The organism is Paenibacillus medicaginis (assembly GCF_042138635.1).
GTDB classification, from domain to species: domain Bacteria; phylum Bacillota; class Bacilli; order Paenibacillales; family Paenibacillaceae; genus Paenibacillus; species Paenibacillus medicaginis.
This window is the reverse complement of the sequence record NZ_JBHIRY010000007.1, coordinates 99,906-125,936: the sequence shown is the minus strand read 5'-3', so window position 1 is coordinate 125,936 and position 26,031 is coordinate 99,906. Positions and strand designations below refer to the sequence as shown.

Sequence of the window (26,031 nt, the reverse complement as noted above, 5' to 3'; positions counted from 1 at the left end):
ATTATGATTTCTCTCGAATTCTCTTCTTTGTCCTAAGTTCGTCTAATGATCCTGAACCCGTCTAATGACCCAAACCTAACTGCTCTTTCACTAAAAATGTTCTTCTCGCGAGCTTGTCCGTTTCCCTGTTTCTCTGTTACCTGATCAAACGGGATAATGATGCAAGGCGTCCGGAAAGTGAAGGTTGATCTGCCGCCCAACCCACTGACCTTCCCTGTCCTCAAGCTTTCAACGCCCTTCAAGCACTGATTATTAGGTTAAGCTATATTTTAAAATAGGCTACCGGCAGAGGGCTGCTGATAGCCTTTGATTTAATCCATTTTTAGTTATATGGCACCGGTTATGCAGCAGATCAGAAGCCTGCCGTCCAGCCGGCGTCAGCGGCGATCACGGCTCCGTTGACAAAACTCGATTCGTCTGAGGCCAGAAACAGAGCTACTTTTGCGATTTCCTCCGCTTGTCCTATGCGAGGAATGACGCCTTGGGTAACTTTGGTTCGGGAAGCGCCAAATTCATTCCAGTTACTCATCGTTGAAGCAATGTTCGTAGCCGTCGCCCCTGGCGCAATGGCATTGCAGCGAATGCCTTTTTGCGCGTACATGAAAGCCGTATTTTTCGTAATGCCGACCACCGCATGCTTGGAAGCGGTATAAGCTACCCCCGCATGCGCACCGCTGAAACCGCCTGTCGATGCCGTGTTCACGATAACACCTGTTCCTTTTTCCAGGAAGATCGGAATCGCTTTGCGAATGGCGCGCATTACCCCTTTTGTATTGACATCAAAAATAAAATCCCATTTCTCATCATCCACTTCGCCTGCAGGTGCCATATTATCCATAACCCCTGCATTGTTGACCAAAATATCGAGGGTACCGAATTCCTGGACAGCCGTATCAATCATGGTATGAATATCGTTCAAATCGGCAACATTAGTTTTAACTGCGATGGCCGTACCACCGCTTGCTTTAATTCCAGCCGCAACGGCTTCCGCACCTTCGATATTCAGGTCTGAAACGACGACACTTGCTCCTTCTCGCGCAAATAACTCCGCAATCTCTTTACCCATGCCGGATGCTGCTCCCGTAACCACCGCTGCTTTGCCTTCCAATCTCATGGCTGATTCCTCCCGATATTTATTGAACAACTGTTCATTATGAGTATACATCTGCTTGCAAGCCCATGTCAATTTTCCATGAATTCACAAAAAAAATCGTACATAAGGACAAACTCCTCATGTACGATTAGGCAAATCCAATATATGATATTACATTATTTTACGGTTATCGTGCCGTAAGTCATATACATTCCGCAGTTGAAATTATAGGTTCCTGGCTTTAAATTTTCATCGAGTGTAAAATAATTATCCTTATTCTCCAGATAAACGATCATATCAAGATCCTGCGAAACGATGCTTCTAATATGCGTTAGGTTCGTCAATTTTTTGAAATCGATTTTGGTCGGCACGCCTTGCTTTACTTCGATATGAGCAGGGGTGAAGCTGTCATTCTCCACTTTAACGGTCACAATATCATAATTGGCCAGGTCTTCTTCTTGTGAGACTTGCTGCTCGTCCAGTGAAGCAGGTGCAGTGCTGATGTTAAAATAAATAAGCAGGCTTGCTGCGACGCTCAAGACAGCCAGTCCAAGAACCAGAAGCGGCCACCATTTCGCAATGTATTTGGTCATCATACAACATCCTATCCAGTTTAATTTTTCTAAAACTTCTCCATTCACCTTACATGAAATCGGCAAGCAACAAAATAGCTCTTTGGAGCTACAATAAAAGCGCTGCAGCAGGAGCAAAATGATATATTGGCACCTGCCCTGACCAAACCTCCTATGTACACATATCATGAACAAGACGTCATACTTTTGTGCAGGGAGTTGAAGATATGCCGGCAATCCGCGGAATGTGGTTAAAAAGCACGCCCATGATTGATGTTCTTATACCTGCGATCGAAAAAGATTTGGGCACCCTCCCCTACGTTATCGATAACGTTCGCCGTTTTGTGCAGCATCCGATCGGGCGCATTTATATTGTGTCACCAGCCAGCAGCAAAATCAAACAGCTCTGTTCCAGTAAAAACTGCATTTTTATGGATGAAAAAACCGTGCTTCCGATCACTAAAAAAGACATAAACTACCAATCGCTCCGTTGGAACCGGTCTGGCTGGCTGTATCAGCAGCTTCTCAAGATGAACGCGGATCAGTATGTCAAAGCATCGCACTTTCTGGTGTTGGATGCAGACACCATCCTGATCAGGCCCCATTCTTTTTTTAAGGATGGGAAAACAGTATTTTACTGCCGCGACTGGAGCCAGCCGGAATATTTCAACACATACCGCAAGCTGCTGGGCATGAAGGCCCCACGGCCCCGCTCCTTTGTTACCCATTACATGATGTTAGAGAAATCAAAACTCACTGCCCTGAAAAAGAAGATTGAGGCCATCCACCATATCCCTTGGTACAAGGCCATTATCCGCAGCATTGATAAGAAGAAGCAGTTCGGTTTTTCGGAATATGAAACCTATGCCAACTATTTGTATACATTGAATTCTGACAGTATGCTGCTTAGAAATGCCAAAAATAAAAGCCTGAATATGAACGCCGCTGATTTAAAAGAAGAGGAAATGCTCAAGCTGGCGCGGGAATACCGTTCCCTCTCCTTTCACAAGCGAAAAATTTACAGCAAACCGCCCGCTGCTGAAGAGGAAGCTGCAATCAATACCAATGCTGCGCGCCGTCGCCGGCGAATACGCTCCAAAGCTCAAAAAAAGCGGACTTAAGTATCCGCTTTTTTTGCATGGTATTGCTCTTCATTTCATGATGAGCTCAAGTTCCACTCAGAATGAATTTTGGGCACGTCGGATATAAGCTGCTGTGTATACCTGTGCTGTGGATTTAAAATAATATCCTCCGCGTTGCCTCTTTCCACAATCTTTCCTTTTTCCATAATATAAATCGTATCGCTGACATAATAAGCAAGCCCGACATCATGGGTGATGAAAATAATCGTCATATTGTTCTCATCCCGCAGCTTGAGGAGCATATCCAAAATGGTAGATCTGGAGCACGCATCCACCATGGAGGTCGGCTCATCCGCGATCAGCAGCTTGGGATGAAGCATGAAAATGCGGGCGATCATCAGACGCTGCATCTGTCCGCCGGACAGCTCAAACGGGTATTTATTATACAGCTCCTCGAACTTCAAATTGACGAAGGAGCACGCTTCCTTCATTTTATGAAACTGTTCTTCCCTGGACAGCTTCAGCCCCCTCAGTTTGATGCAGTCCAGCAGCAGCCGCTCCACCCTGTAGAACAGATTGAAGGACGAAAAAGGGTCCTGAAATATCGCCTGGATATCCTTCCAGTAACTCTTCCGGTCAGCATGCCGTTTAAGATACCTCGGTATGCCCCGGTATTTGACGCTGCCTTCTGTTTCCTTCAGCAGGCCCATAATCATTTTGGCCAGGGTCGTTTTGCCGCTGCCGCTTTCGCCGACAATGGAAATGATCTCCCCCTCATGAAAGGTAAAATTCACATCGTCCACAGCCGTCGTTTTTTGCTTGCCATATCCAAAGACCTTCGTAATATGTGATCCGCTGATCAATACGTCATTCCGGCTCATTGGCGTACCACTCCTTTAACGTACCTGGCTCGAAAATGCAGCGGTAGATTCGATCACCTTCCGGCCTGCTCTCAACCTTGCCTTGTCTGCATTCATCATGCACATACGAACAGCGGTCGGCAAATCTGCAGCCTGCAGGCACGTTTTTCAAATTGGGAGGTGTGCCCGGAATGGCTGCCAGCTTATGCTCCTTCATGCCTTTCTCGGGCACGATGATGGACCCCATCAGCTTCTTCGTATACGGATGAACCGGATCAAAGATCATCTGCTCCGCCGTCCCCCGCTCGACGATTTCCCCCGCATACATCACCATGATATCATCCGTCACATGATAGAGCAGCGGCAGCTCGTGGGTGATGAACACCAGTGATTGAATGAAGCCCTTATCCAGCAAATCCTTCATTAACTTGATGACCGCCTTCTGGCTCGTCACATCCAGCGCGGAAGTTGGCTCATCCGCAATAAGCACCTTCGGATTTAAAATGGTGGAGATCGCAATCACCGTGCGCTGCTTCATGCCTCCGGACAGTTCATTCGGATACGAGTTCAGCACCTTCGTTGACAGGTTCAAGGTCTCGAACCGTTCGGCGGCCAGCTCCCATACCTGCTGTTTGCTCAGCTCAGGACGATGTTCTTTCATGATATCTTCAATAAAGCGGATGATGCGCAGCGTCGGATTAAGGGCATTCATTGCCGCTTGCGGAATATAGGCAATCTCTCTGCCCGACACCTGCTTGCGCAGCTGCTCTTTATTCAGCTTCATGATGTCCGTACCGTTGATAACGATGGAGCCGCTGCCAAAATGCAGGGGTGGAAAGTAAAAGCCCATCAGGCTTAGCGCCAGCGTCGATTTGCCGCAGCCGGATTCGCCGGCAATGCCAAGCGTTTTGCCTGCCTCCAGCGTAAAGCTCACGCCATCCACCGCGTACACATGCTCTTTCAGCCGGGTCCGGTAATAGGTTTTCAGATCCTTGACTTCCAGAATGGTCGTTGTCATACGGTCAGCTCCTTATTTTCGGATTGAAGATTTCATCCATGCCGGTATTCATCAAATACAGGGAGAACGTAATGAAAGCAATGGAAATCGCAGCCGGAATGAATGCCCACCATGCTCCTGCCACCGGCGCTTCAAACACCAGCGCCCAGTTCATGATGATACCGAGCGAAATGGTATTATAGGGTCCGAGTCCCAGCATCGAGATGGAAGCCTCCGAAAGAATGCCTGAAGCCGTTTGCAGCACAAAGGCCATCACTACATATGAAGCTATATATGGAAGAATTTCAAAAACAATAATGCGTGGTGTGCTATGCCCGGATATTTTGGCGATATGGACGTGATCCCGGTTGCGCAGCGACGTAGTCTGGGCGCGCACGGCCCTTGCGGTCCAGGGCCAGCTTGTGATGCCGATGATAATGGCTGTGACGAGCGAGCTGCGTGAATCGATGCTTACGGAGATCAGAATCAGAATAATGAACGAAGGAATAACAATAAAAATGTTGGTCAGCGCAGTCAGCAGGTTGTCAACCATGCCGCCGATATAACCGGAAGTGAGCCCAACAACCAGCCCGATGGACGTAGCGAATACACCGGCAATCAATCCGACCTGGATGGAGGTCCGGATGCCATAGATTAACTCCAGAAACAGATCTCTGCCGAAATTGTCCGATCCCAGCAGCAGCTTGGAATCCGGCGGCTGGAAGGCCATCGCAATCATCTCCAGCGGATCGTTCCTGTTGATGAGCGGATAGATGGTCACCACACCGATCATCAACAGGAACATGATGGCCCCGACCATGAACTTCGGCGATTTTACCAGTATGCGAAAGGATTGGTTCATGTCAGTGATCCTCCATCTGCGCAGACTTGATTCGCGGGTCGATGAAACCATAGATAATGTCGATGGTGAAATTGGCCAACAGCACGGATACCGCAATCAGCAGTGTACAGCCGGAGATCAGCGGATAATCGAGCTGGCGGATGGCCGTAAACAGCCAGGTGCCGATGCCCGGATAACTGAAAACGATTTCACAAATGAGCGAGCCTCCCACCATCGTGCCGATTGACAGGGCAAGACCTGTAATCTGCGGCAGCATGGCATTGCGAAAGACGTATCTGGAGATTTTGGAATCCCGGATCCCAAGCAACTTACTGTACAGGACATAGTCGGAATTCAGCTCGTAAATGGACATCTCCCTCATGCCGATGGCCTGCCCGCCAATCGTCACCAGCACAATCGACAGGAAAGGCAGGGTGTGATGCCGGATCACCGAGCCGATAAATTCCAGACTGAGCTGTGGGACCATCTGATAATCATAACCGCCATGCAGCGGAAACCAGCCCAGCGTAAGCGCGAACACGTAGAGCATAATAATCGCCAGCGTAAAGAAAGGAATCGAATTCACGAACAGCGCTACCGGAAAAATCACCTTGTCGAAGACGCCCTTCTTGTAAGCAGCAACGGCTCCCAGAATGTTGCCCAGCAGCCAGCCGGTCAAAATCGCGGGCAGCTGCAGCCCGATGGTCCATGGTACGGCTGAAGCAAGAATGTCCGTTACCTGCTTCGGATACAATCCGAATGACGTGCCGAGATTGCCTGTGAACAGATTTTTGATATAGATAAAAAACTGGATGTAGAGCGGCTGATCAACGCCGAATTCAGCCATAAACGTCTCGTACACCCGCTTGATCGTATCGCTGTCGGTCATGCCCTGCGTCATCTCCGATACAATCATGCTGACCGGGTTGCCCTCAATCATTCTTGGCAGAAAAAAGTTCAGGCTGACGGCAATGATCAATGTCAGCAAATACCATAGCGCTTTGCGGAAAATATATTTGCCATAAGCGTTCATTCGGTTCACCTCAGGCCTCTCATCCGGTTAGTTGTGAATTTCGTACAATGCTCGCACCCCTGCTCCATCCATGGCAATCTGTGGCGGGATATTGCTGCCTTCCCCTTCCGCCGGGAAGCCTTTCCATACCGATTCATTGACCGTATGGAACACCCAAGGACGGTACATCAGCGGAATGGACGGAATGTCCTTCAGCCAAATGGTTGTCAGCTCCGTATAAAGCGCTTTCAATTCTGCTTCATCCGAAACAGTCGGAATTTTCTCGATAATCTCGTCTGCCCGCTCGTTTTTGTATCTGCCCCAATTCCAGAACGCCATCTCGCCCATGGGAGCCACGCCTTTGGAGTACATGATCGTCATTGCCCGGTTCCAGGGCTGACTTGGGCTGACACTGCCGGCAGGCGTGTTCATAATAATGTCAAACTTGCCTGTCTGCAGATCATTCGTCCACACCGGGGATTCAGGGAACTTGGTCCGGATTTCAATACCCACCGCCTTGGCGTTCTGAGCAACGATCTCAAGCGCAGCGTTCCAGTCAGACCACCCGTAAGGACACTCAATCTCATAAGGCCCGAGTCTGGTACCGTTCAGCACGCGAATGCCGTCATTTCCCTTCTTCGCTCCGATCTGATCCAGCAGCGCATTCGCCCCTTCGACATCTGTCTGCCATTGCAGCAATTTAATGGCCGCCTGATCCACATACTTGGCTTCCGCCTCTGTATTCAGCGTCAAGGAAGGCTGCATAGGCTCCGAATATCCGCTCATGGCCAGCTCCGCAATCTTCTGATAATCGATGCTCATCGCAATCGCTCTTCTTACATCCGGATTGTCCAGCCCTTTCTTCGTCGTATTGAAGAAGATCGACGGCATGGAGCCTGGCACATAATACGGCGCCTCCTTCAAATACGTTTTGACTGGAGCTCCGCCTTTCCACATGTTTTGCACTTGTGGAATAAACTGCTGGGATATGTCTACCTGGCCGCTTTTGAACGCAAGATCGCCAGCCGCATTATCCTTGTAAATGACATGGGTAATGTACTTCGGAGCCGGTAGCTTGCCAAATAAAGACTTGCCCCAGTAGTTGTCATCGCGAGCAACTGTAATTTTCTGGTCATTATAAAAGTGCATTTTATACGGCCCCGTGCCAACCGGATCGGCATTAACCTCCTGCCGTATAGCGGACAGGTTGTTGCCCGTCTTCTTCTCAATTTCTTCCCAGATATGCTTCGGCAGCATCGGAATCAGCTCGATACTGTCCAGCACCGTGAGCTTGTTCGGGTTCGTCGGGTTTAATTGGATATCCACCGCATTCGGCCCGTCGGCAGTGACCGAGGAAATATAGGTCCAGAAAGAGCTCCAGTTAATGTCGTATTTCTTGCCCAGCTCATACGTATAGACGACATCGTCCGAAGTGAAAGGCTTCCCGTCATTCCATTTGGCATCCTTATTTAGCTCGATATGCAGGGTGGTGTCGTCTTTCCACTCATATTTCGTCCCGAGCAGCGGTTCCAGTTCACCGTTCAACTGATTAATCATGAACAGCGTTTCGTAAATAAGCTCCCTGGAGTTGCCGTAGTTTACCGGAAAAGCAGGATTTCCGCTCAGCAGATTGAAATTGGTGGGCGGACCCCACTGGATTCCATTCACATATAACGTCTCATTGCGTGGAGTTTCCTGAACATCGCCCGCACCTCCCCCGGTGCCAGGCTGTGTGGCTTCCGGCTTGTTCCCTGTATCGGATGCGGCCGGCGGCTGTACGTTCTCACAACCTGTAATGACAATAGTTAAAGCTGCCAACACTGTGAACATCAGTCTGAAATTCAGTTTACGCTTCACTATATCCCCTCCATTTGTGGCAATTCATGCTGGTAAAGCCTGCCTGATAAAAAAAGCACCCCCCGAATGCAAGCGCTTTCTTTATCGGCATTTTATGTAAACTGAGCTGTGTTGACCACTGAAATAGATGGGGTAAGCGGAAAAAATTTTAAACAACACAAAAATGCATCTGCAGTATGCCACAGATCAGCGTGATCGGGGACATATTGCAGATGCCATCATCTTCATGCTTTTATAATCTCAAAAAGAATAACTTTTCTACTTTTAGATCAAGAAAGATCTGGTGATAATAACCAGCAGAATAAACAAAACCAAGATAGCACCTGTAGAAGTCCACAGCCCTCCACCACAAGCTCCTCCGATTGCACTCATCTTTTTTCCTCCTTTGTTTGATGATATGGTTTAGTGTATGTTTGAGGATATTTTTAGAGAGGGCGTTTCGGCAATAAAAACGCCTTTAGGCGGCTTAGCCAGATCTGCTCCCTTGAATCATTAAATAGCTGCAGTGTAATTATGAGCTGCGCTTCTTCCTTACAATCTGCACCCTCTTCACTAACGATTTCAGCACTTTTCTTCTTAACAAAAATTGGCGCTTGATCCGTTTTACTCTTCTTATGGAACGGTATCTGCCGCGGGTTGTTCTTTTCTTCCGCAGTCTTGGTCGTAAGCGCACCCGTAACGATCTGCGACGTTTCCGTCTAACAGGGGTTACCGGAATTGGCGGCTGGAACGTAACAGGGTGTACGGGAATCGGATGCGCCGGAAGCCGGATGTCCATGGGCTGGACTTCTACAGGCTGTATGCTCGGAGCTGGCAGCTCGGATTTCGGGTAAGCCACGGGCGCTGATGTAAATGCTCCAACCCAAGGGGTCATGGCAAGGAATGAATGATAGAGCGGTGCTGAGGGTGAATGGTCAGTCCACCACTTGTTGTCTTCCCCGGCGAAATGCATAATTTTGTTGTCCGTATCAAGACCTTCGTGAACGAATGTATTGAAGCGCTGATCTAATTGCATGTAGTTGGAGCTATACATGAAATTCAAAGCATCCTGATCAGGCATGGTCGTAGCAGGGTAATTGCGCAGGAAATAAAGCAATTCATCATACCACGTCTCTTTACTGCGGATATTGTCCAAATGAAACAGAATAACGCCCGAATTAAAATACACCGCCCCGTTTAGCCCCATGGAGAGGAAATATTCATCCAGGTTTGACCCCTGATCCAGTACTGCACCCAGATAGTGATCTCCCAAATCAGTACTCCACAATTCATCAATATCCATATTGACCCAAATGTCGCAGTCCAAATACAGAACTCTTTCGGCCTGAATAATGTTCGGCAGCAATAAACGATACATGCTGGCCATGGTCCAGTGGTCGATTTTATGAACCTGGGCCGAAGCCTGAAGCATATCCTCAGGAATTGAAACAGAATAAAAATAGATGTTGTGATTAAACCCCTCTGTGAGCTGAGCAAGCTTAAATTTGTTTTCTTCGGTTAAGGTTTCATCATGCAAAATGTGTACATTAACCGTTTGCTGAGTATTGGAAAAGATGGATGCAAGAACAACACCAGCATGCTGTGCATATTTTCCGCTTCGGTCATTGAGCGCCAAGACCAGTTCAACCATTCTCAAGGATCACCTACCTCTTAAAGTATCATGTGGCAAGTCGCCTGTTGCACAAGACTACTTTAAGTGTATGTTCGCCCTTGGGACCGGATTGGACTATTCCCCAGTGGTCTTCCATTTATTTTGAATCCGTCTGTGATTGGGAAGTGATTCTGGTTACAGATGCACGATCGCCGAGAATGTGACGGGCCGGCAGATCCTGGATTTCTTGTTCAGAGAGCTGAACATTAGACCCGAACACACTTCCTTCCGCATGAATATTAAACAGATGCACCTGATCCGTTAAAATACTATTGTTAAGAATACACTCTTCGACGACGCTGTGCGGGCCAATATACACATGAGGACCAATGACGCTATTCTCCACACGGGCGGTCGGATCCACCCGAACCGGGGGAATCCATTTTACAGAGGAACTCATACCGGACGGTATCTTGAAATTTTGGGGATCATGGTCCATCTTGTAACGATTGGCTTTAAGCCAACGTTCATGAGTTCCGATATCAAAAAAGGGAGCTTCTGTGATGCTGTATGCAACATGTCCGCCTTCAGAAATTAACATTTGGATGGCATCCGTAATTTCGTATTCTCCACGCGCTGAAGGAGTAAGCCTCTCAATGGCAGACCATATAGCCGGTGTAAAAGCATACACCCCGACAATAGCCAAATTGGATTGGGGATGAGCGGGCTTTTCCTCCAGTTTGACGATTTGTCCATCTTCAATGACGGCAACCCCGAATTGACGGGGATCCTTGACCTGCTGCAGCAAAATAGAAGCCGATGCTTCGGTTCCATCCAATGATTGAATCAGCGGTTCTACCTCTCCCTCATACAAATTATCGCCAAGCATTAATAAAAAGGGGGAATCCGCCATAAAAGTCCGCGCGCTTTTGACAGCATCCGCGAGCCCTCTTGCCTCATCCTGCAGCAGATAAACCAAAGTGGCGTTCCAGCGCGCTCCATCTCCAATCGTTTCCTGAATTTCATTTTGCGAGGGATTTACTACGATTCCAATTTCCGTAATTCCGGCTGCAACAAGCTTTTTTATGATGGAGACAAGAATATATTCTCCGTTCACTGGCAGCATGCACTTCGGTTTTGTATATGTCGAAGGCTGCAGTCTTGTCCCCTTGCCGGCACATAAGATTAATCCTTTCATAAACAACATCCCCCTATTCTTAGAAACTCTCTATCTAGTTACATATTATGCAAAAGATATGAATAGGGTTGGGTAAATGCTAACAGCAAAAAACATATTCATTAATCTCTGATCCTGCATTCCCCCATTTTCAATCCCTCCCCCTGTACCATTTCGGGCTCATCAGCTCAAAGCACTCATGATCCTCCATAACTCTGTTGATCTTGCTTAACATAAGCTCCAGCTCTGCAGGCTTCACTTTCAAAACCCAGACAACTGACGAGATTAGCGTCATAGCCAGATATAATGAATACAACCGCCAGAAATGCTCGTCAGGTGCCTTGCTTTCATGGTAACCATACATTTGTCCAACAGAAAATGGGACGCTAACTTCAGCACTAAACATCCCAATCTTCACAAATTCATGGACAGGGTCTCCCCAGTCCTGTCGATTGAAATCGATGACGCCTGAGAGCCTGCCATTCTTGACGATAAGATTACCGACATGGAAATCATCATGCTGGAACAGGCTCGGTCTGTCCTGCATGATGTGCAAATTTTGATCAATAAAGGACAGCAGCCTCTCTTCTTCTCTGATTACGATTCCACATTTGTTATATGCAGTCCGGTAACGGTGATGCTTGAGGGCCATTCTTTCATGCCAAGGGGTAAAACCGTCCGGGCAACGAATCTGATGGATTTTTCGCAGCTCCAGACCGGCCTCAACGCCTATCTTAAATTGATCTTCCGGGGTCAGAAGCGGAAGCTCTTCTGATGCGTCGTTCCCTTCAATGAACGAGACGATCATGTAACCGAGTCCCTGATCAGGCAGCACGCCCATTTCAACAGGTCTGGAACATTTAACGTCATGCTGCTCCATCCATTCAAGACTTCTGAATTCCAGCTGCTTGGTATTTTCGTGATCCATACTGAAAGTTCTTAATATATATTGGGGACACCCGCTGCCGTCATAAACCATATATTTATCGTCACTGGAGTACCCCTTATGAATTTTTTCCAGCCTTAAGCAGCTGTGAAGAGTTGGAATCCGGCTCCGCAGCTGTTCCGAACGGTTCAGGTCGTTCATGCCATCCCTCCCGAGAAAATCAGATGAATAAATTGTGACCGGATTGCTCGGCTCTGCCAAGGTAAGCGCCTACTCCCCCGATTCCTATTCCATCAACTAACTCTTTGCGGTCTATACCCATCAGATCCATGGACATCTGGCAGGCAATCATCTCCACTCCCTGATCCATAGCTGTCTGGATCAACTCCTCTAATGAAGGCACATTTTTGCTCTTCATTAATGAACGGATCATTCGGGGGCCCATGCCCAGCATATTCATTTTGGACAAAGACAGCTTATGACTGCCACGGGGCATTAATGTCTCGAAGGCTCTGCCTATCATGCTTTTTGCAACAGGCACCTTATGATGCTTACGGATGATATTCAGGCCCCAGAAAGTAAAGAACATCGTTACCTTCTTGCCGCTTGCTGCAGCTCCATTAGCAATGATGAAGGATGCAATAGCTTTATCCAGGTCCCCGCTAAATACAACCATCGTGCTCCCTTCACCGGAAATGACCGGCGCTTGTCCGGGATTAGCTTCCGGGGTGTTGTTCCCCTTGCTTAGGTAGGCCTCGATCATGCCGTCTGGCCTTTTGCTTAATTGAAGAAGCTCATTTCGAGACATCTGTGCCCATGCTTTAATATCCTCCTGAAAGCCCGGGTCCGACGCGGTAACCTTGAGCACCTGCCCTTCCTGCATGGTATCAATGGTTTGTTTCACCTGGATGAGCGGTCCCGGGCAACTGAGTCCGCAAGCATCCAGAACAATATCGGGAGCTTTAGGGGTGATGGACGCCGCCGTCGCTGTGACCGCAGGTATTTCATATTCAGCGGTTGCATGGCTGGTGGTGTTGGCGGTAGTACGGGAGGTTTCATGCCCAATCGGTTGCATACTCGCCTTCTTTGGTGTATATCTGCTCATTTGATAGGTTTTGTATCCGCCAGTCAGATTTTTTACCCGATATCCTTTTTGTGTAAGAATCCGGGATGCTGTATAACCTCTCAACCCGACTTGACAGTACACCCATATTTCTTTTGATGAGTCCAATTCGCTCAGACGGGCCCGGAGATCATCCACCGGAATGTTGATGGCCCCTTCAATATGTCCATTCATATATTCTATCTCTGTCCGGACATCCACCAGCATGACTTTGTCCGGGTCGCGTTCAGCCAATTCCGCCGGGAGCAACACCTCTGTCATGCCATGCAACACATTTTCCGCTGCATAACCTGCCATATTCACCGGGTCCTTGGCCGAGGAATACGGCGGGGCATACGCCAGCTCCAGCTCGGTCAAATCCGTGACACTGCCTCTAAAGCGGATCACCGTTGCAATATCATCGATTCGTTTGTCCACCCCGTCATAACCGACAGCTTGCGCTCCCAGCACCATACCCTGCTGATCGAACAGCAGTTTTAAAGAGATCGGAGTGGCGCCCGGATAATAGGAGGCATGTGAACTCGGGTGCACATAAATCACATGATGAGCAATGTTGAGACGCTGCAGTGTTTTCTCATTACTGCCGGTTGCTGCACCCGTCAGGCCAAAAGCTTTAATAATGGATGTTCCTTGCGAGCCCTTATAGGTGGTGCCAAGACCGCAGACATTGTCTGCCGCTATTCTGCCCTGCTTGTTGGCCGGCCCTGCGAGCGGAATTGCGGTTGTCTGGCCGTTCACGAAATCAACGACCTGCACGGCGTCACCAACTGCATACACATCCTGCTGGTTGGTCTGCATCCGTTCATTTACCAGAATATGCCCTCGCGGGCCGAGCTGCAGTCCGCTGTCCTGCAGAAACGCGGTATCTGGCGTAACCCCGGTAGCCAGCAGCACAATCTCACTCTGCAGTACCATGCCGCTCGCCAACCGGGTGATGACCTGCCCTGCTGTTTCCTCGAATCCCTGGACTTTGTCGGAGAATATCAGCCGCACACCCTGATCTTCCAACTCTTTGGCCAGCACGGAAGCCATTTCAGCATCAAATGCCGTCAGCAGTTGCTGCCCTGCCTGAATTAAGGTGACCGCCAAACCGGCCTCCCTAAGGTTCTCCGCCATCTCCACGCCAATAAAACCACCACCAATGACAACCGCAGAGCGGGTCGCTTCTTCTTGAATTCTGCTCTTGATTTTATCGGTATCCGGGATGTTCCGCAGGGTATGAATCCTGGAACTTTGTATGCCCGGCAGATCCGGGCGGATCGGTTTAGCCCCAGGGGACAGGATCAGGGCGTCATAACTCTCTTCATAGCTGCCAAGCTCCAGATTCTGCACACGTACCTTTTTATTAAACGGATCGATGGAAACCACCTCGCTCTGTGTGCGAACATCGATATTAAAGCGTTTATTCATAGCTTCGGGTGTTTGAACCAGTAGCTTGGAGCGGTCCTGAATGGAGCCGCCAATATAATAAGGAAGACCGCAATTGGCAAAAGAAATGTACGGATCCCGCTCAAACATAATGATTTCAGCCTCTTCATCCAGTCTGCGCAGACGGGCTGCGGCCGAAGCTCCCCCTGCCACTCCGCCGACGATTAGTACTTTTTTACTCATGATTGCTCTTCCCCCAAAAATAATGTAATAAGTTGCTTGATTTTCTCATCCTTTACGGAGTAATTGATTTCAAGACCGTTCCGCTCGGTTTCCACGATCCCCAAGGAGCGAAGCTTCTGCAGATGCTGGGACACGGTAGATTGTGGAAGCTCCAAACATTCTTGCATATAAGTAACGTTACAGCTTCCTTTCTCAAGCAGACCGTTGAGGATGCAAAGCCTGACCGGATGGGCAATTGCTTTCAGTATTTCGGCAGTCTGTGTATATGCTTTGAAATTACTATTCATATGGTCCCGCCTTTACATCTATTAATTTATATATTCTAATATTACGATATAATTTCCTGAAAATCAAACTCTTTCACAATATCGACAAACATCGCGCTTTCCTTAAGCAGCGGGCCGGATCTTCGGATTTTAAGTATTTGGCACCTGACTTTTAACACCAACTAAGATACAATTATGATTAAATGACTTCAGGGGGCGTTATCATGGTAACTATGAATAAGCGGACAGACTTTGGAAGGACAGCGCCTGCTCGTCCATAAACTGCGTGTTTCCTTCCTCTAATGGAGGGCGTATTTTGAACGATTACCAAATAGTTAAAATGATGGACTTCTCAGCTCATCAGATTGAACGAATCCGAATGCTGGAGCAGCTGTGCAAAAATGTTGACAAATCAAGCTTAAGGGTCGGCGTAGAAAGTCTGAAGGCAGTCGGGGGAGATCATGCTTTTTTATGTCTTTATGGCGGTCAGATCATTGGTTTTGTGAGCTGGTATACATCGGATGAAATTGAAGCCAACATCAATGCTATGGTTCATCCGGACTATCGCAGCCAAGGCATATTTCGTGAGTTAATGAAAAGAGTTATTGCCGAGTTGCAAAGACACGGCATGCAAACCTGCCGGTTTAGAATTCCCGCAAATTCCCAGCCAGGTATGGCTTGTATCCAGCACTTGGAGGCTGACCTGTCATCATCTGAGTTCACCATGAATCTGACCCGTTTCCCAACGGATCTGACGCATCCTTTCGGTTTAGCTGTAAGATCGGCGGAAGCTCGTGACTTCGAGTTTATGGTGCAATGCTCATCACAAGCCTTTGGTGATTCCGAGTCCTGGACACGAAATTATTTGTTGCATACGAGTGATCCTGAACGTGTTACCTACATCGCCTGGGACAACCTGTCACCGGTCGGAATGATCAGAGTAAATCATATTTCAACAGATACTGCCGTTATTCATGATTTTTGTGTGCTTCCCTTATGCCAGGGCAAAGGCTACGGGCGTGAAATTCTCGCTTGTATAGTCAGTATGCTGCTCGCCAAGAACTGCACCCAGATTCGCCTCAGTGTAGTCACCGATAATAGGCGTGCTTTAAACCTCTACCAGTCTGCAGGGTTTGAGATTTCGGCTGAGTCTCATTACTACGTCGTCCCTGTTGTTAACTTAAGTAAAGTGTAAGAAAGTCACCTTTTTGGATGTGAAAGAGCGAGTATTCGGTGTTCCTTATTTCCACCAATACTCGCTCTTTCTCCTTCACGACTCCATGCGGTATGTTCAATTGATGTTATTGCGGACTGGAAAGACTCTATTTGTGAAATAAAGTCACTCTTTGCGAGCTTTCGGACCACACAGACCCTATTGAACATTATATGGAACAAACAGGCGCAAGAATGTACGGATAACGGCTTCTCTGTCCGAAAAAACCGAAATAAGCCGGATTTTGCAGCAATAAGAGCTTTCCTGTCCGAAACCAGGACGATGGGCCGAAAACAGAAGGAAACACGCTTCTGTTCTTGATCTTTTTCCAAAATAGAAATCACAGAGATTCGTTTTCTGTCCTGGTATTACATAGGGTTATGCACGCAGCAGCGGAGAGAACGAAGCAATTCCGGAAAAGCGCAGCGTTCGCCTTTGGCCCGAAGGGTCAACAGCGATTGTAGGAATGCTTCGTTCTCGGAGCGCCTCACAACACAAATGTAATACCCAACTCAGACCGTACTCAGGATTTCGATCCCCTTCACGATCTGCTCATCCGAAGGAGTCGAGAAGTTGATGCGGAACGAATTGCACGGCTCATTTTCCTGTACCAGGAAGGCTGTGCCTGGAACAACGGCCACTCCCTTCGCTGCCGCTGTTTTACAATACTCCAGCATCGGTACGTTATCAGGCAAGCTGCACCACAGGAACAGTCCGCCATCCGGATTTGTGTAGGTAATGCTGTCACCCATTAATTTTTCCAGGTGCTCCGTCATCAGCCCGCATTTGCGCCGATAAATGTCCCGGATGCGCTCGATATGACCCTGGTAATCGTACTCTGTCATAAATTTGTGAGCCAGGATCTGCGGCAGCATGGCGCTGTGCACATCCTCCCCCTGCTTGGCCACGACCATCTTTTGCATGACCTCCGCAGGAGCCAGGACAAACCCGACACGCAGGCCGGGAGAAAGAACTTTGGAGAAAGACCCGACGTAAATGACCAGACCCTCGTCATCCATCGACTTGATAGTCGGCACATCAGTACCTTTGAACCTTAGCTCGCCGTATGGGTTATCCTCCAGAATCATGACCCCGTATTTCTTCGCAAGTGCATAGACAGCCTTGCGCTTTTCCAGGCTTGTCGTCATACCGGTCGGATTTTGGAAGCTTGGGATCAGATAAATGAGCTTTACATTTTTCTCCGTTTTAAGCGCTTGCTCCAGCATTTCGATATGTATGCCGTCACTCTCCATCGGCACTCCCACAAGTCTTGCACCCGATGACCGGAAAGAATTCAGCGAACCGATAAAGCTTGGGCTTTCACAAATAATCGTGTCGCCTTCGTTGCACAGCACCTTACAGGCCAGCTCTATCCCCTGCTGCGCACCGGAGACAATGAAAAGATCATCCTGCGGCTGTCCCATGTCAAAGCGTTCTTTTAGCTGTACCTTCAGCGTTTCACGCAGCGGACTATAACCCTCCGTTACTCCATACTGCAGAGCCGCCACAGGGTCTTGGGTAAGAATCTCTTGCGTAAAGGAGCTGATCACCTCTACCGGAAAAGTTTCTGCCGCCGGATTGCCTGCGGAGAAAGGAATGACATTCTGACCCGAGCTCGCTTTCAAAATTTCACGAATGATCGAGGGCTGAAGCGATGCAACGCGGTTTGAAAATACATAGTCCATTTTCTATACTACCTCCTGGAATGACATAGAGCACTCAGGCATCTTGATTTTGATTATATCAGAAAAAGCCCGTCGAAACGGGCTTTCTCCTGTAATGAATCCATGTCTGCTATTTGATCATTTGCTTGATAAGCTCACGGTTGCGCTCTTTAAACATCTCGTTATGCGATGATACCATCGCGCTCTTGTGCGCTTCCGGATCGATAAAGCGCTTCGCGCTGTTTACCGCGTTGGCGGCATCCTGAAAGGCTCCAGCAATTAGATGCAGCTTCCCGTCATGATGGAGAATATCTCCCGCAGCATACAGACCCGGAATGGAAGACTGGCTGTTGGCCGTTCCCCCAATATAGTAGTTGTCCACCAGATTGATATCCAGCGGACTGTTCTCCAGCAGCGAAATATCCCGTTCATATCCATGGTTAATAATAATCTCATCCACAGACAGCGTCTGGACCTCACCGGTTTCGTTGTTAGTCAGTTCCACGCTCTCAATCATTTCATGATTATCACAGGCCATCAGCTTTGTAATCTGTGTATGAAAAAAACAGGTTGCCGAGCTGTTCAGGAGCTGTTCCACCTGCGCCTCATGCCCGCTTAACGCCTCTTTACGGTAAGCCAGATATACTTTCTTCGCGACAGGCTCCAGTTCGTTGGCCCAATCCACAGCCGAATTGCCTCCGCCGGATACGATGACCGTTTTGTCCTTGAAATATTGCAGTGATTTTACCGTGTAATTCAGATTGGACACTTCGAAGCGCTCCGCGCCCTCAATCTCAAGCTTCTGCGGGTTCAGGATGCCGCCACCGACGGCGACAATAACCGTCCTGGACAGATGCACGCCTGAGGTCGAGGTGTACAATTCAAATAGTCCCTCTTCATTGCGGGCAAGGGACTCTACCTTCTCGTTCAGCAGCACTTCCGGATTAAACGTTAATCCCTGCTGAACCAGCTGCTCGATCAGCTTTGCCCCGGGAACCGGAGCCAGTCCGCCGACGTCCCAAATCATTTTCTCCGGATAAACATGCAACTTGCCGCCCAGTCTAGGCTGATATTCAATAATCTTGGTTTTCAAACCGCGTAATCCGCTGTAAAAAGCAGAATATAAACCTGCAGGCCCACCGCCTATTATAGTTACATCGAATATATGATTTGTATTCATCGGTCTCCTCACCATTCCAAAGTCTTAACAAGCACTTTTATGTAAATGATTATCATTATCAATACGATTAGTATACGTTGTATTTTTACATTTTACAATCCAAACTGTGTTTCAAAGTAAAACTTCCGACGATGGCTGAGAAATTGCCTTGCAAGAAGCGCAAAAAAAAACATGCCGACCACTCGTCGGCACAGCTTTTTTGGGTTTGAACCATCAAGGCTTACGGGCGTCCCTTCAGGGGATGGCCAGGCATAGACTCCAGCGGGGGGACCTCTCCATATGTAGGCTGTGCACCGTGAGGCGAGGCAGCCCAGAAGACGGCATTGGCAATAACCCGCAGTACCTGCGGATGATAGTAGGTTGGATATGTCTCATGACCTGGCCGGAAATAAAATATCTTCCCTAATCCACGCTGAAACACACATCCGCTGCGGAATAACTCTCCTCCCTGAAACCAGCTGATAAAGACGAGTTGGTCCGGTGCCGGAATGTCGAAGAACTCACCGTACATTTCCTCCTCTTCTATTTCAAAATACTCGCCTATTCCGTGAGTGATCGGATGAGAGGGGTCCACGACCCAAAGCCGCTCCCTTTCGGCATCCTCCCGCCACTTCAAGTCACAAGTCGTCCCCATGAGCCGCTTGAAAATTTTCGACCGGTGTCCCGCATGCAGTACAATCAGCCCCATTCCTTGAAGCACCCTCATCTGAATGCGGGTGACGATTTCATCGGATACTTGATCATGAGCCAGATGGCCCCACCAGATGAGCACATCCGTCTCGTTCAGAACTTCATTGCTCAGTCCATGCTCCGGCTCCGCCAGTGTTGCGGTCCGCAGTCCAAATCCGTATGGCCCGATTCCTGCTGCAAGCGCTTCATGGATACCTTGCGGATAGTGGCGTGCGACTAACGGATTTATTCGTTCATGAACATATTCGTTCCAGATGGTGACACGTATCGGAACGATTCGACCGGAAGCCCCGTACGGCTTATGCATTTTCATGAGCTGCATTCTCCCCCTTCCTGGCACGGGTCACAGTTGTGGCTATAGTTTATGGTATTAAGCAGGGCAATGAATCATACGTATAAAAGGGTGATTATTTTCGACTAGAAGGAGTTGCAGTGTTGTGAGAATCTACGTAGCAGGCGAAGGAGATACACTGTACCGTCTGGCGAGTCATTACCAAATCGGCATCGATCAGTTGATGTCCAGCAATCCGCATATTGACCGTCCTGATCGTATGATTACTGGCATGCAGGTACGGATTCCCTCCCCACCTGCCTCTTCCGCCCCCCGGGTGGTCCCTCCCTTCTGCCCGCCTCCGCCGCCGGAAGCGTTTATCCACAATTGGATACCTCTTTCATCTGCGGAGGAAATGGCCGCGACTGAATACGATGTTCTTATTGTGGGCTCCGGTATTGGGGGCTGCGCGGCTCTGTGGCGGTTATGCGACCAGTGGGGCCAGAACGGCAAACGTATCGGGATGGTAGAGCGGGGACCGCAGTATCTGGCGACCCACATTATGAACGTGTCAACGATGGACGGAGTCAATTTCCGATTATTCCGCCCCTCACAAATTACGGATCTGGTTGGCGAGCATCTTCCGCAGTTTAGCGGACTTAAGCTAATATACGCATTAGGTGGCAGAGGCACTTTATGGGGGTGCATCACTCCCCGGGTTCCTGATTTTGATATTGCAAAGAACTGGCCGATCTCTCCTTCCGAGATGGTTTTGTATTATAACATTGCCGAAGAGGTTATGAGTGTCACACAGGAATACACAAGAAATTCTTTAATCACGCAAATTTTGCTGGAACGGCTTCGCAGACAAGGGTTTGCCAATGCAGATGATATCCCCATTGCGGCTGATCTGTCACCAACCTTGCTGGGCAAGGTCAATTCCAATGTCTTTTCCAGCACCATTAACCTGCTGGCGAAAGCCTTGAACCGCCGTTCCTTTGATCTAGCGGTCGATACTTATTGTGCCGAAGTCCTGACTGAAGGGGGGAGAGCAGCAGGAGTTCGTGTGATTACCCCGGACAAAAGGTCTCATGTTATTAAAGCGAAAACGGTTATCCTGTCCGCCAGTGCCCTGCAGACCCCGCGTATTTTGCTCAATTCCGGCATTCAAGGGAGCGCCATTGGCAGGTATCTGCTCAACCATTCCTATCTGGTTGTAAGGGCTACTCTGAATACCACCAGCTTCCCTGATCCGCTGGGAACGCTTGGCATTGTGATTCCCGAGCTTGAGAATCGTCCTTACCGGATTCAAATTCAAGGACCGGAGCAATATTTTGACTATCATTATCTGACCAGACCGGATAAACATGTGTGGAACATCAGTGATTATTATATATCCGGTGTCGTGGAGCCAAGGTATGAAAACCGGGTTCTTATTGATCCAAGCCGGAAGGATGCCTACGGAATGCCGGAGCTGCAGGTCAACTTTTCTTACAGTGCAAAAGACGAGGCTATTATTGAGCAAATGTATGACGCTGCCGTTCAATCGGCTGGAGCGATGCAAATGCAACTGGAGACGACAGATGGCGTTCCTTCGATTTGCCTGATGCCGCCGGGAGCCGATAACCACGATGCCGGCACCTGCCGTATGGGTGAAGACCCGAACACCTCGGCGACGGATCAGTTCGGGCAAATCCACGGCGTACCGGGTTTGTATGTGGCGGATGCAAGTGTGCTGCCTTCAATGGGAGCCTCCAATCCGGCACTGTCTGTCATCGCGCTGGCTATACGCACCGCAGATCAAATCGTGAAACAAAATCCATAATTTCTAATTTATAACTATATCCTATGTCCGCTTTCGGATGGCTGCGATCAAAGTAAGAATGAGCAGCGGGAGCACGAAGAAAAAGAAATTCCATACAGGATGTATCACAAACACCAAATTGAACCATTCTGTCGTTCCATCAAAGATGACCAGCGTATTAAGAAAACCGATCAAGGCCAATGGCACAATCAATATCGTCCGATCCCGGATATGGAACAACTCGCACAATATTTCATTCAGCACGTAAAGTGCAATGGCAGCTTTCATGTAAGAATCGGCAATAAGCGACATTCCTATTACCGATTCGATCCGTTGGATAATCTCCTGAAACTCAATCAGCCGGGCGAGCGCAAATAAACTATACATGGTATCCCCTGTCAGCGGACCCAGGGTCATGATGGCACATACCGTTGAAATACACAGCAGGATAATATTTAGTCCCAGGGACAGGAACATATACTTTCCTGTCTTTCTCCGTTGATCGGCACGTACACACGGAAGCAGCATGGCGAATACAATCGCCTCCATGTAAGGAAAACCTGAAGCAGTGTATGTCCCGTGCATCACCGGCTTTATTCCTTTAGGCAATATCGGGAGCAAATAGTCCGCATGGTAAAGGGGAATGGCCAGCAGCAGGACTGCGGTCGTACTAAATATTACTAACCCGATAATTAACGTGAACATCCTTGCCATCACTTCAATACCTGCACGAGCAGTCAATGCGGCCACCATAAAGAGCAGGAAGTTAAATGCATACAATGGTGTTTCCCTTAGCATGGAGGTGACCATGAATAACCCGGCATCCAGTACAATGGCCGATTGCATGTAGTGCAGAAAGAACATGGCCATAAAACCGAATACGTAAGTAAAAAACGGCCCCACCAGCTTCCTGCTGTAAGCTATGTAATTCAACCCGGGGTACTTGCGGTGAAGATACAGCATGCAGGTCAGTACTCCGGCTCCGATCATGCCTGCAAGGATGAGGGACAGCCAGGCACCATTACCCGCCCGCAAAACAAGCGGACCCGGAACATTAATAATGGCGGAGCCCGTCATAAATACAAAAAACAGGATACTTAACTGGCCCGAGCTTATCGTCTGTTCCTTGTCCATGCTTCTTCCCCTTTCACCGAATGGATATTTCCCCCATTTTTACATGCAGAAAAGAATCAATCTTCTTTGCCAGCTCCCTGATGAAGCCGGGTATGAAATCAGTAGTATCCGGCCAGTCCTGATTCACTATAAAATCAAGTGACAGGTATAATGATCCAACCAGAAGGATGCCATACACAAGCCGATCTCTTGAAGCTGTCACCCTGTTCCGGTTAAGAAATCCATACACCAAAACTGCAATGTAAACCAAAACCATCACAAATATCCGTTCCCTCATATGAAAACCCCTTTATTTCTGCCCGGTATCCTAATATCGCAAGAAAAATTTCCGCTAACACGGTCTGTCTTCTGTGACTGTACGTCAATAGACGTTTTTCTATAAGAGCGGTACTGTATTGCTTGTTCCAGGGGTAGTTAACTTGATCGTAACGTCCACTTGAATCGGCAGTTTGGTGAATTGGTAATCCCACTCCTCTTTCAGAGATTCCCACGCCTGCGGATGTTTACGATAGATCTGGTTACTAATGCCTAGCGCCTCAATCCGCTGCTTCTGCAGTTCATGGTAGCTGTCCAGCATGATTCGTTTAATCTGGCTTTCGGCTGTATCCAACATTTTTTTCTCTTCTGCCACTGTACGTATATAGCTGCACTTTAATTCTGAGATCGCGGCATCTACATCTGTGTAAGCCTTCACGTAGGAGGGCTTGCCCGCCGCCCACTCGATCTTCAGCTTTGTCTGCAGTTTCAACACCTCTAACGATTCCGTCTTCCGCTTCTCCCCCGGACAGGGGAAGCCGACAACGCCTGACATAAATTCATTGCGAAGCATCGCAAGCCCCTGAGACTCCCTCGGCGAAAGCACACCTACCATTTTCCCATTTTTCGTAAGTGCAATACCGGCATTCGTGAATACTTTCTGTCCCGGCTTTACTTTATATAAATAGGAAATAACGCCATCCTCATGAGCATTCCGCGCTTGAATCCCCAATAGCAGCAATGTAGTGGCTAATGTTTTGCCTGAAGCGCTGTGGGAAATCATATTTGCCCGCAGCAGCTCCTGGCTTGTGGATTTCTCGATCTTGGGCCGCAGCTTGAGCGCAGCATCTGCCCGGCCGGCTGTTATCATCACATGCACGTCCCCGCGAGACTCATGATCGCGGTAGAAAAAATCGAGCAGCTTGCCAATATCCTGCGAGCGGGCCAGCTTCTCACTTACAATAATAACCCGCATGTGACTCCACTGGGATTTCCTTCCCAGATGCATTGGAATATCACGGACCGCTTCCATGACGGTTTTGTTCTTGGCTTTGACATTAATCGTCGACTGGCCTGTAGAGGGTACCTGCCCCTTGCCTCCCGAGCTGGGACGATAAATCTGGGCGGTCAATTCAATTGGGTCATCTTTTCCCGCATCAAGAGCCACACCGAGGACAAACCCCAATTCTACCAATTCATGCTTGCTCCAGCAGCCGGAGACAAACAGCAGCCCCCCCAACATAAGGAGTATCCCGTATCTGTGCATTCTCTCACCTTGTCTCTTTCCTAAAAATGTAACCTTCTTATCTCCCTGGCCGGTTAAACTGCCGTGTCCTCAAACCTCGCTGCAGTATCCGGATCGGCGCCCGTATAAACACATCCCTCAGGAGTGAAAACTTCAGGGGAGCTAATGGCGCAAGATAAGGCTGACCAAGGGTGCGCAGCTTGGTCAGATGAAGCAGAATCAGAATCAGCATAATCATCACTCCGAATCCACCGAGCAATGATGCGGCGATCATCATGGGAAACTGCAGAATCCGCAGTGCGATAGCAATGCCGTATTGAGGAATGGCGAAAGAAGCAATACCTGTAAGGGCCACAATAATGACCATAATCGGTGACGCAATACCTGCGCTGATCGCAGCATCTCCAATAATGAGAGCTCCGACAATACTGACTGCAGAACCGACGGGTCTGGGGAGCCGAACCCCCGCTTCACGCAGCAGCTCGAAGAAAAACTCCATCAGCAATGCTTCGAAGAACGCCGGGAGAGGAATTCCTTCCCGTGAATTGATGACAGCAAGCAGCAGTACAGTGGGCACAAGCTCAGTATGATACGTTGTCAAAGCAATATAAATGCTTGGCAGCATTAATGCGATAATAAAAGCAAACACCCTCAGGAAACGAATCAAAGACGAAATGACCGTCCGCTGATAGTAATCCTCGCTGGATTGGAAAAAATCCGTAAACATTCCCGGACACAACAGCACACCGCTGCTGCCCTGCACCAACACTGCGATTTTCCCCCTAAGCAGTGCAGCGGTCACCACATCGGGCCGTTCCGTATACTGGTGCTGCGGGAAAGGAGAATAAGTCGAGTCCTCCAAAATCTGCTCAATATAGGAGGTTTCCAGCACTTCCATCTGCTTGGCCTCTTCAAACCTTCTCTCGAATTCCTTAAGCAGCTCGCTGTCTACCACGTCGCTGAGATATGCATAAACGATATCGGTATTCGTTTTGCCGCCGCCACTTGCTTTAACCATCTTGAAGCTCGGTGTTTTAAGACGAATCCGCAAAAGACCCATGTTTTTTTCCAGACTTTCTACTGTACTCTCGCGCGGTCCCTGCACAACGGATTCGTTAACAGGTTCTGTGACCTGCCTCGTTTCCACCGAAAATGCATCATAGCTTAACGCTTTATCCCACTGATCAAGGAAAATAACCATATGCCCGTCAATGATATCCTTCACGGCCTGATCTATATGATCGAGCAGGACCGCCTTCTTTTGCGAGACCCCATCGTGCATGAAAAACTTCACCAGATCCTCAAGTGTGCTGTCCATCCCCGGACCGACCTTGTGATCGACGAGATCCTGAAGCGTACGTTTCATATAGTTTTCTGAGCTTTGCATGAGTGTTTCAAAATAGAAGGATACAGCTCTATAGCCCATATTCGGGCCGTAAGACCATTCTCGCATGATAAAATCGGTGCTTTCGCCAATAACAGAGCGGATCTTGCTCACATTTTCATCGAGCTGCTTTGAAATGGGCTCCTTTGGTCCAAAGGAGTTTTTCACAACCGAATTCGCTTCCATTCATATCACCTGATGTCTTATTTTCTATTTGCTGAT

General features: G+C 48.5%; 23 protein-coding genes. 3 read left to right on the top strand and 20 right to left on the bottom strand.

Going from position 1 to position 26,031, the window contains the following annotated elements:
* Window positions 1–352: 352 nt before the first annotated feature.
* Both ACE5LO_RS09865 and ACE5LO_RS09860 read right to left on the bottom strand, forming a co-directional pair.
* Window positions 353–1,114 carry an SDR family oxidoreductase gene (locus tag ACE5LO_RS09865; RefSeq protein WP_375519847.1) on the bottom strand — a complete coding sequence of 254 codons (762 nt, stop codon included), beginning with the start codon at window positions 1,112–1,114 and terminating at the stop codon, window positions 353–355.
* Window positions 1,115–1,269: 155 nt separating this feature from the next.
* Window positions 1,270–1,686: a cupredoxin domain-containing protein gene (locus ACE5LO_RS09860; protein WP_375519846.1), complete on the bottom strand. Its 417-nt coding sequence runs from the start codon at window positions 1,684–1,686 to the stop codon at window positions 1,270–1,272.
* A gap of 206 nt (window positions 1,687–1,892) precedes the next feature.
* Between ACE5LO_RS09860 and ACE5LO_RS09855 the strand changes: the two genes are divergently transcribed.
* Window positions 1,893–2,786 (top strand): DUF6492 family protein, encoded by an 894-nt coding sequence (locus tag ACE5LO_RS09855; RefSeq protein WP_375519845.1) that lies wholly within the window; start codon window positions 1,893–1,895, stop codon window positions 2,784–2,786.
* A 35-nt stretch (window positions 2,787–2,821) separates the two neighbouring features.
* On the opposite strand, the gene ACE5LO_RS09850 is transcribed toward ACE5LO_RS09855, so the two are convergent.
* The 11 genes from ACE5LO_RS09850 to ACE5LO_RS09800 all read right to left on the bottom strand — a co-directional run bounded on the left by ACE5LO_RS09850 (window position 2,822) and on the right by ACE5LO_RS09800 (window position 14,989).
* A complete protein-coding gene (locus tag ACE5LO_RS09850; RefSeq protein ID WP_375519844.1) occupies window positions 2,822–3,628 on the bottom strand; it encodes an ABC transporter ATP-binding protein in 807 nt (268 codons plus the stop codon).
* Window positions 3,615–4,625, bottom strand: coding sequence for an ABC transporter ATP-binding protein (locus ACE5LO_RS09845; protein ID WP_375519843.1), 1,011 nt, complete (start codon window positions 4,623–4,625; stop codon window positions 3,615–3,617). The genes ACE5LO_RS09850 and ACE5LO_RS09845 overlap by 14 nt, the downstream gene beginning before the upstream one ends.
* A gap of 4 nt (window positions 4,626–4,629) precedes the next feature.
* Complete coding sequence (locus ACE5LO_RS09840; RefSeq protein WP_375519842.1) at window positions 4,630–5,466, bottom strand: ABC transporter permease; 837 nt, start codon at window positions 5,464–5,466, stop codon at window positions 4,630–4,632.
* Window position 5,467: 1 nt separating this feature from the next.
* Window positions 5,468–6,478, bottom strand: a complete 1,011-nt coding sequence (locus tag ACE5LO_RS09835; protein WP_375519936.1) for an ABC transporter permease — start codon at window positions 6,476–6,478, stop codon at window positions 5,468–5,470.
* Between the two features lie 27 nt (window positions 6,479–6,505).
* Entirely contained in the window at window positions 6,506–8,287 is a 1,782-nt protein-coding gene (locus ACE5LO_RS09830) for an ABC transporter substrate-binding protein (protein ID WP_375519935.1), read from the bottom strand.
* 291 nt (window positions 8,288–8,578) lie between these two features.
* The gene (locus tag ACE5LO_RS09825; protein WP_375353288.1) at window positions 8,579–8,686 is read right to left on the bottom strand and encodes a YjcZ family sporulation protein; all 108 of its coding nucleotides are present in this window, start codon (window positions 8,684–8,686) and stop codon (window positions 8,579–8,581) included.
* A 139-nt stretch (window positions 8,687–8,825) separates the two neighbouring features.
* Window positions 8,826–9,944 (bottom strand): glycosyltransferase family 8 protein, encoded by a 1,119-nt coding sequence (locus tag ACE5LO_RS09820; protein WP_375519841.1) that lies wholly within the window; start codon window positions 9,942–9,944, stop codon window positions 8,826–8,828.
* A gap of 118 nt (window positions 9,945–10,062) precedes the next feature.
* The gene (locus ACE5LO_RS09815) at window positions 10,063–11,103 is read right to left on the bottom strand and encodes a sugar phosphate nucleotidyltransferase (protein WP_375519840.1); all 1,041 of its coding nucleotides are present in this window, start codon (window positions 11,101–11,103) and stop codon (window positions 10,063–10,065) included.
* A 130-nt stretch (window positions 11,104–11,233) separates the two neighbouring features.
* Window positions 11,234–12,169 (bottom strand): aminoglycoside phosphotransferase family protein, encoded by a 936-nt coding sequence (locus ACE5LO_RS09810; RefSeq protein WP_375519839.1) that lies wholly within the window; start codon window positions 12,167–12,169, stop codon window positions 11,234–11,236.
* Between the two features lie 19 nt (window positions 12,170–12,188).
* A complete protein-coding gene (locus ACE5LO_RS09805) occupies window positions 12,189–14,702 on the bottom strand; it encodes an FAD-dependent oxidoreductase (protein ID WP_375519838.1) in 2,514 nt (837 codons plus the stop codon).
* Complete coding sequence (locus ACE5LO_RS09800) at window positions 14,699–14,989, bottom strand: ArsR/SmtB family transcription factor (protein WP_375519837.1); 291 nt, start codon at window positions 14,987–14,989, stop codon at window positions 14,699–14,701. Before ACE5LO_RS09800 ends, ACE5LO_RS09805 begins: the two co-directional genes overlap by 4 nt.
* Window positions 14,990–15,284: 295 nt before the next feature.
* On the opposite strand from ACE5LO_RS09800, the gene ACE5LO_RS09795 reads away from it, so the two are divergent.
* Entirely contained in the window at window positions 15,285–16,163 is an 879-nt protein-coding gene (locus ACE5LO_RS09795; protein ID WP_375519836.1) for a GNAT family N-acetyltransferase, read from the top strand.
* Between the two features lie 530 nt (window positions 16,164–16,693).
* Here ACE5LO_RS09795 and ACE5LO_RS09790 read toward each other — a convergent pair.
* The 3 genes from ACE5LO_RS09790 to ACE5LO_RS09780 form a co-directional block, all read right to left on the bottom strand.
* On the bottom strand, window positions 16,694–17,866 hold the full coding sequence (locus tag ACE5LO_RS09790; protein ID WP_375519835.1) for an aminotransferase-like domain-containing protein: 1,173 nt from the start codon (window positions 17,864–17,866) through the stop codon (window positions 16,694–16,696).
* Window positions 17,867–17,975: 109 nt separating this feature from the next.
* Entirely contained in the window at window positions 17,976–19,025 is a 1,050-nt protein-coding gene (locus ACE5LO_RS09785) for an NAD(P)/FAD-dependent oxidoreductase (protein ID WP_375519834.1), read from the bottom strand.
* Window positions 19,026–19,245: 220 nt separating this feature from the next.
* The gene (locus tag ACE5LO_RS09780) at window positions 19,246–20,028 is read right to left on the bottom strand and encodes a ThuA domain-containing protein (RefSeq protein ID WP_375519833.1); all 783 of its coding nucleotides are present in this window, start codon (window positions 20,026–20,028) and stop codon (window positions 19,246–19,248) included.
* Between the two features lie 124 nt (window positions 20,029–20,152).
* Between ACE5LO_RS09780 and ACE5LO_RS09775 the strand changes: the two genes are divergently transcribed.
* Entirely contained in the window at window positions 20,153–21,811 is a 1,659-nt protein-coding gene (locus tag ACE5LO_RS09775; protein ID WP_375519832.1) for a GMC oxidoreductase, read from the top strand.
* A 21-nt stretch (window positions 21,812–21,832) separates the two neighbouring features.
* Here ACE5LO_RS09775 and ACE5LO_RS09770 read toward each other — a convergent pair whose 3' ends face one another.
* From ACE5LO_RS09770 to ACE5LO_RS09755, 4 genes are all read right to left on the bottom strand, one after another.
* Window positions 21,833–22,924 (bottom strand): GerAB/ArcD/ProY family transporter, encoded by a 1,092-nt coding sequence (locus ACE5LO_RS09770; RefSeq protein WP_375519831.1) that lies wholly within the window; start codon window positions 22,922–22,924, stop codon window positions 21,833–21,835.
* Window positions 22,925–22,937: 13 nt separating this feature from the next.
* Complete coding sequence (locus ACE5LO_RS09765; RefSeq protein ID WP_375519830.1) at window positions 22,938–23,201, bottom strand: hypothetical protein; 264 nt, start codon at window positions 23,199–23,201, stop codon at window positions 22,938–22,940.
* 99 nt (window positions 23,202–23,300) lie between these two features.
* Entirely contained in the window at window positions 23,301–24,422 is a 1,122-nt protein-coding gene (locus tag ACE5LO_RS09760) for a Ger(x)C family spore germination protein (RefSeq protein WP_375519829.1), read from the bottom strand.
* A gap of 61 nt (window positions 24,423–24,483) precedes the next feature.
* Complete coding sequence (locus ACE5LO_RS09755) at window positions 24,484–25,995, bottom strand: spore germination protein (RefSeq protein ID WP_375519828.1); 1,512 nt, start codon at window positions 25,993–25,995, stop codon at window positions 24,484–24,486.
* Window positions 25,996–26,031 lie beyond the last annotated feature (36 nt).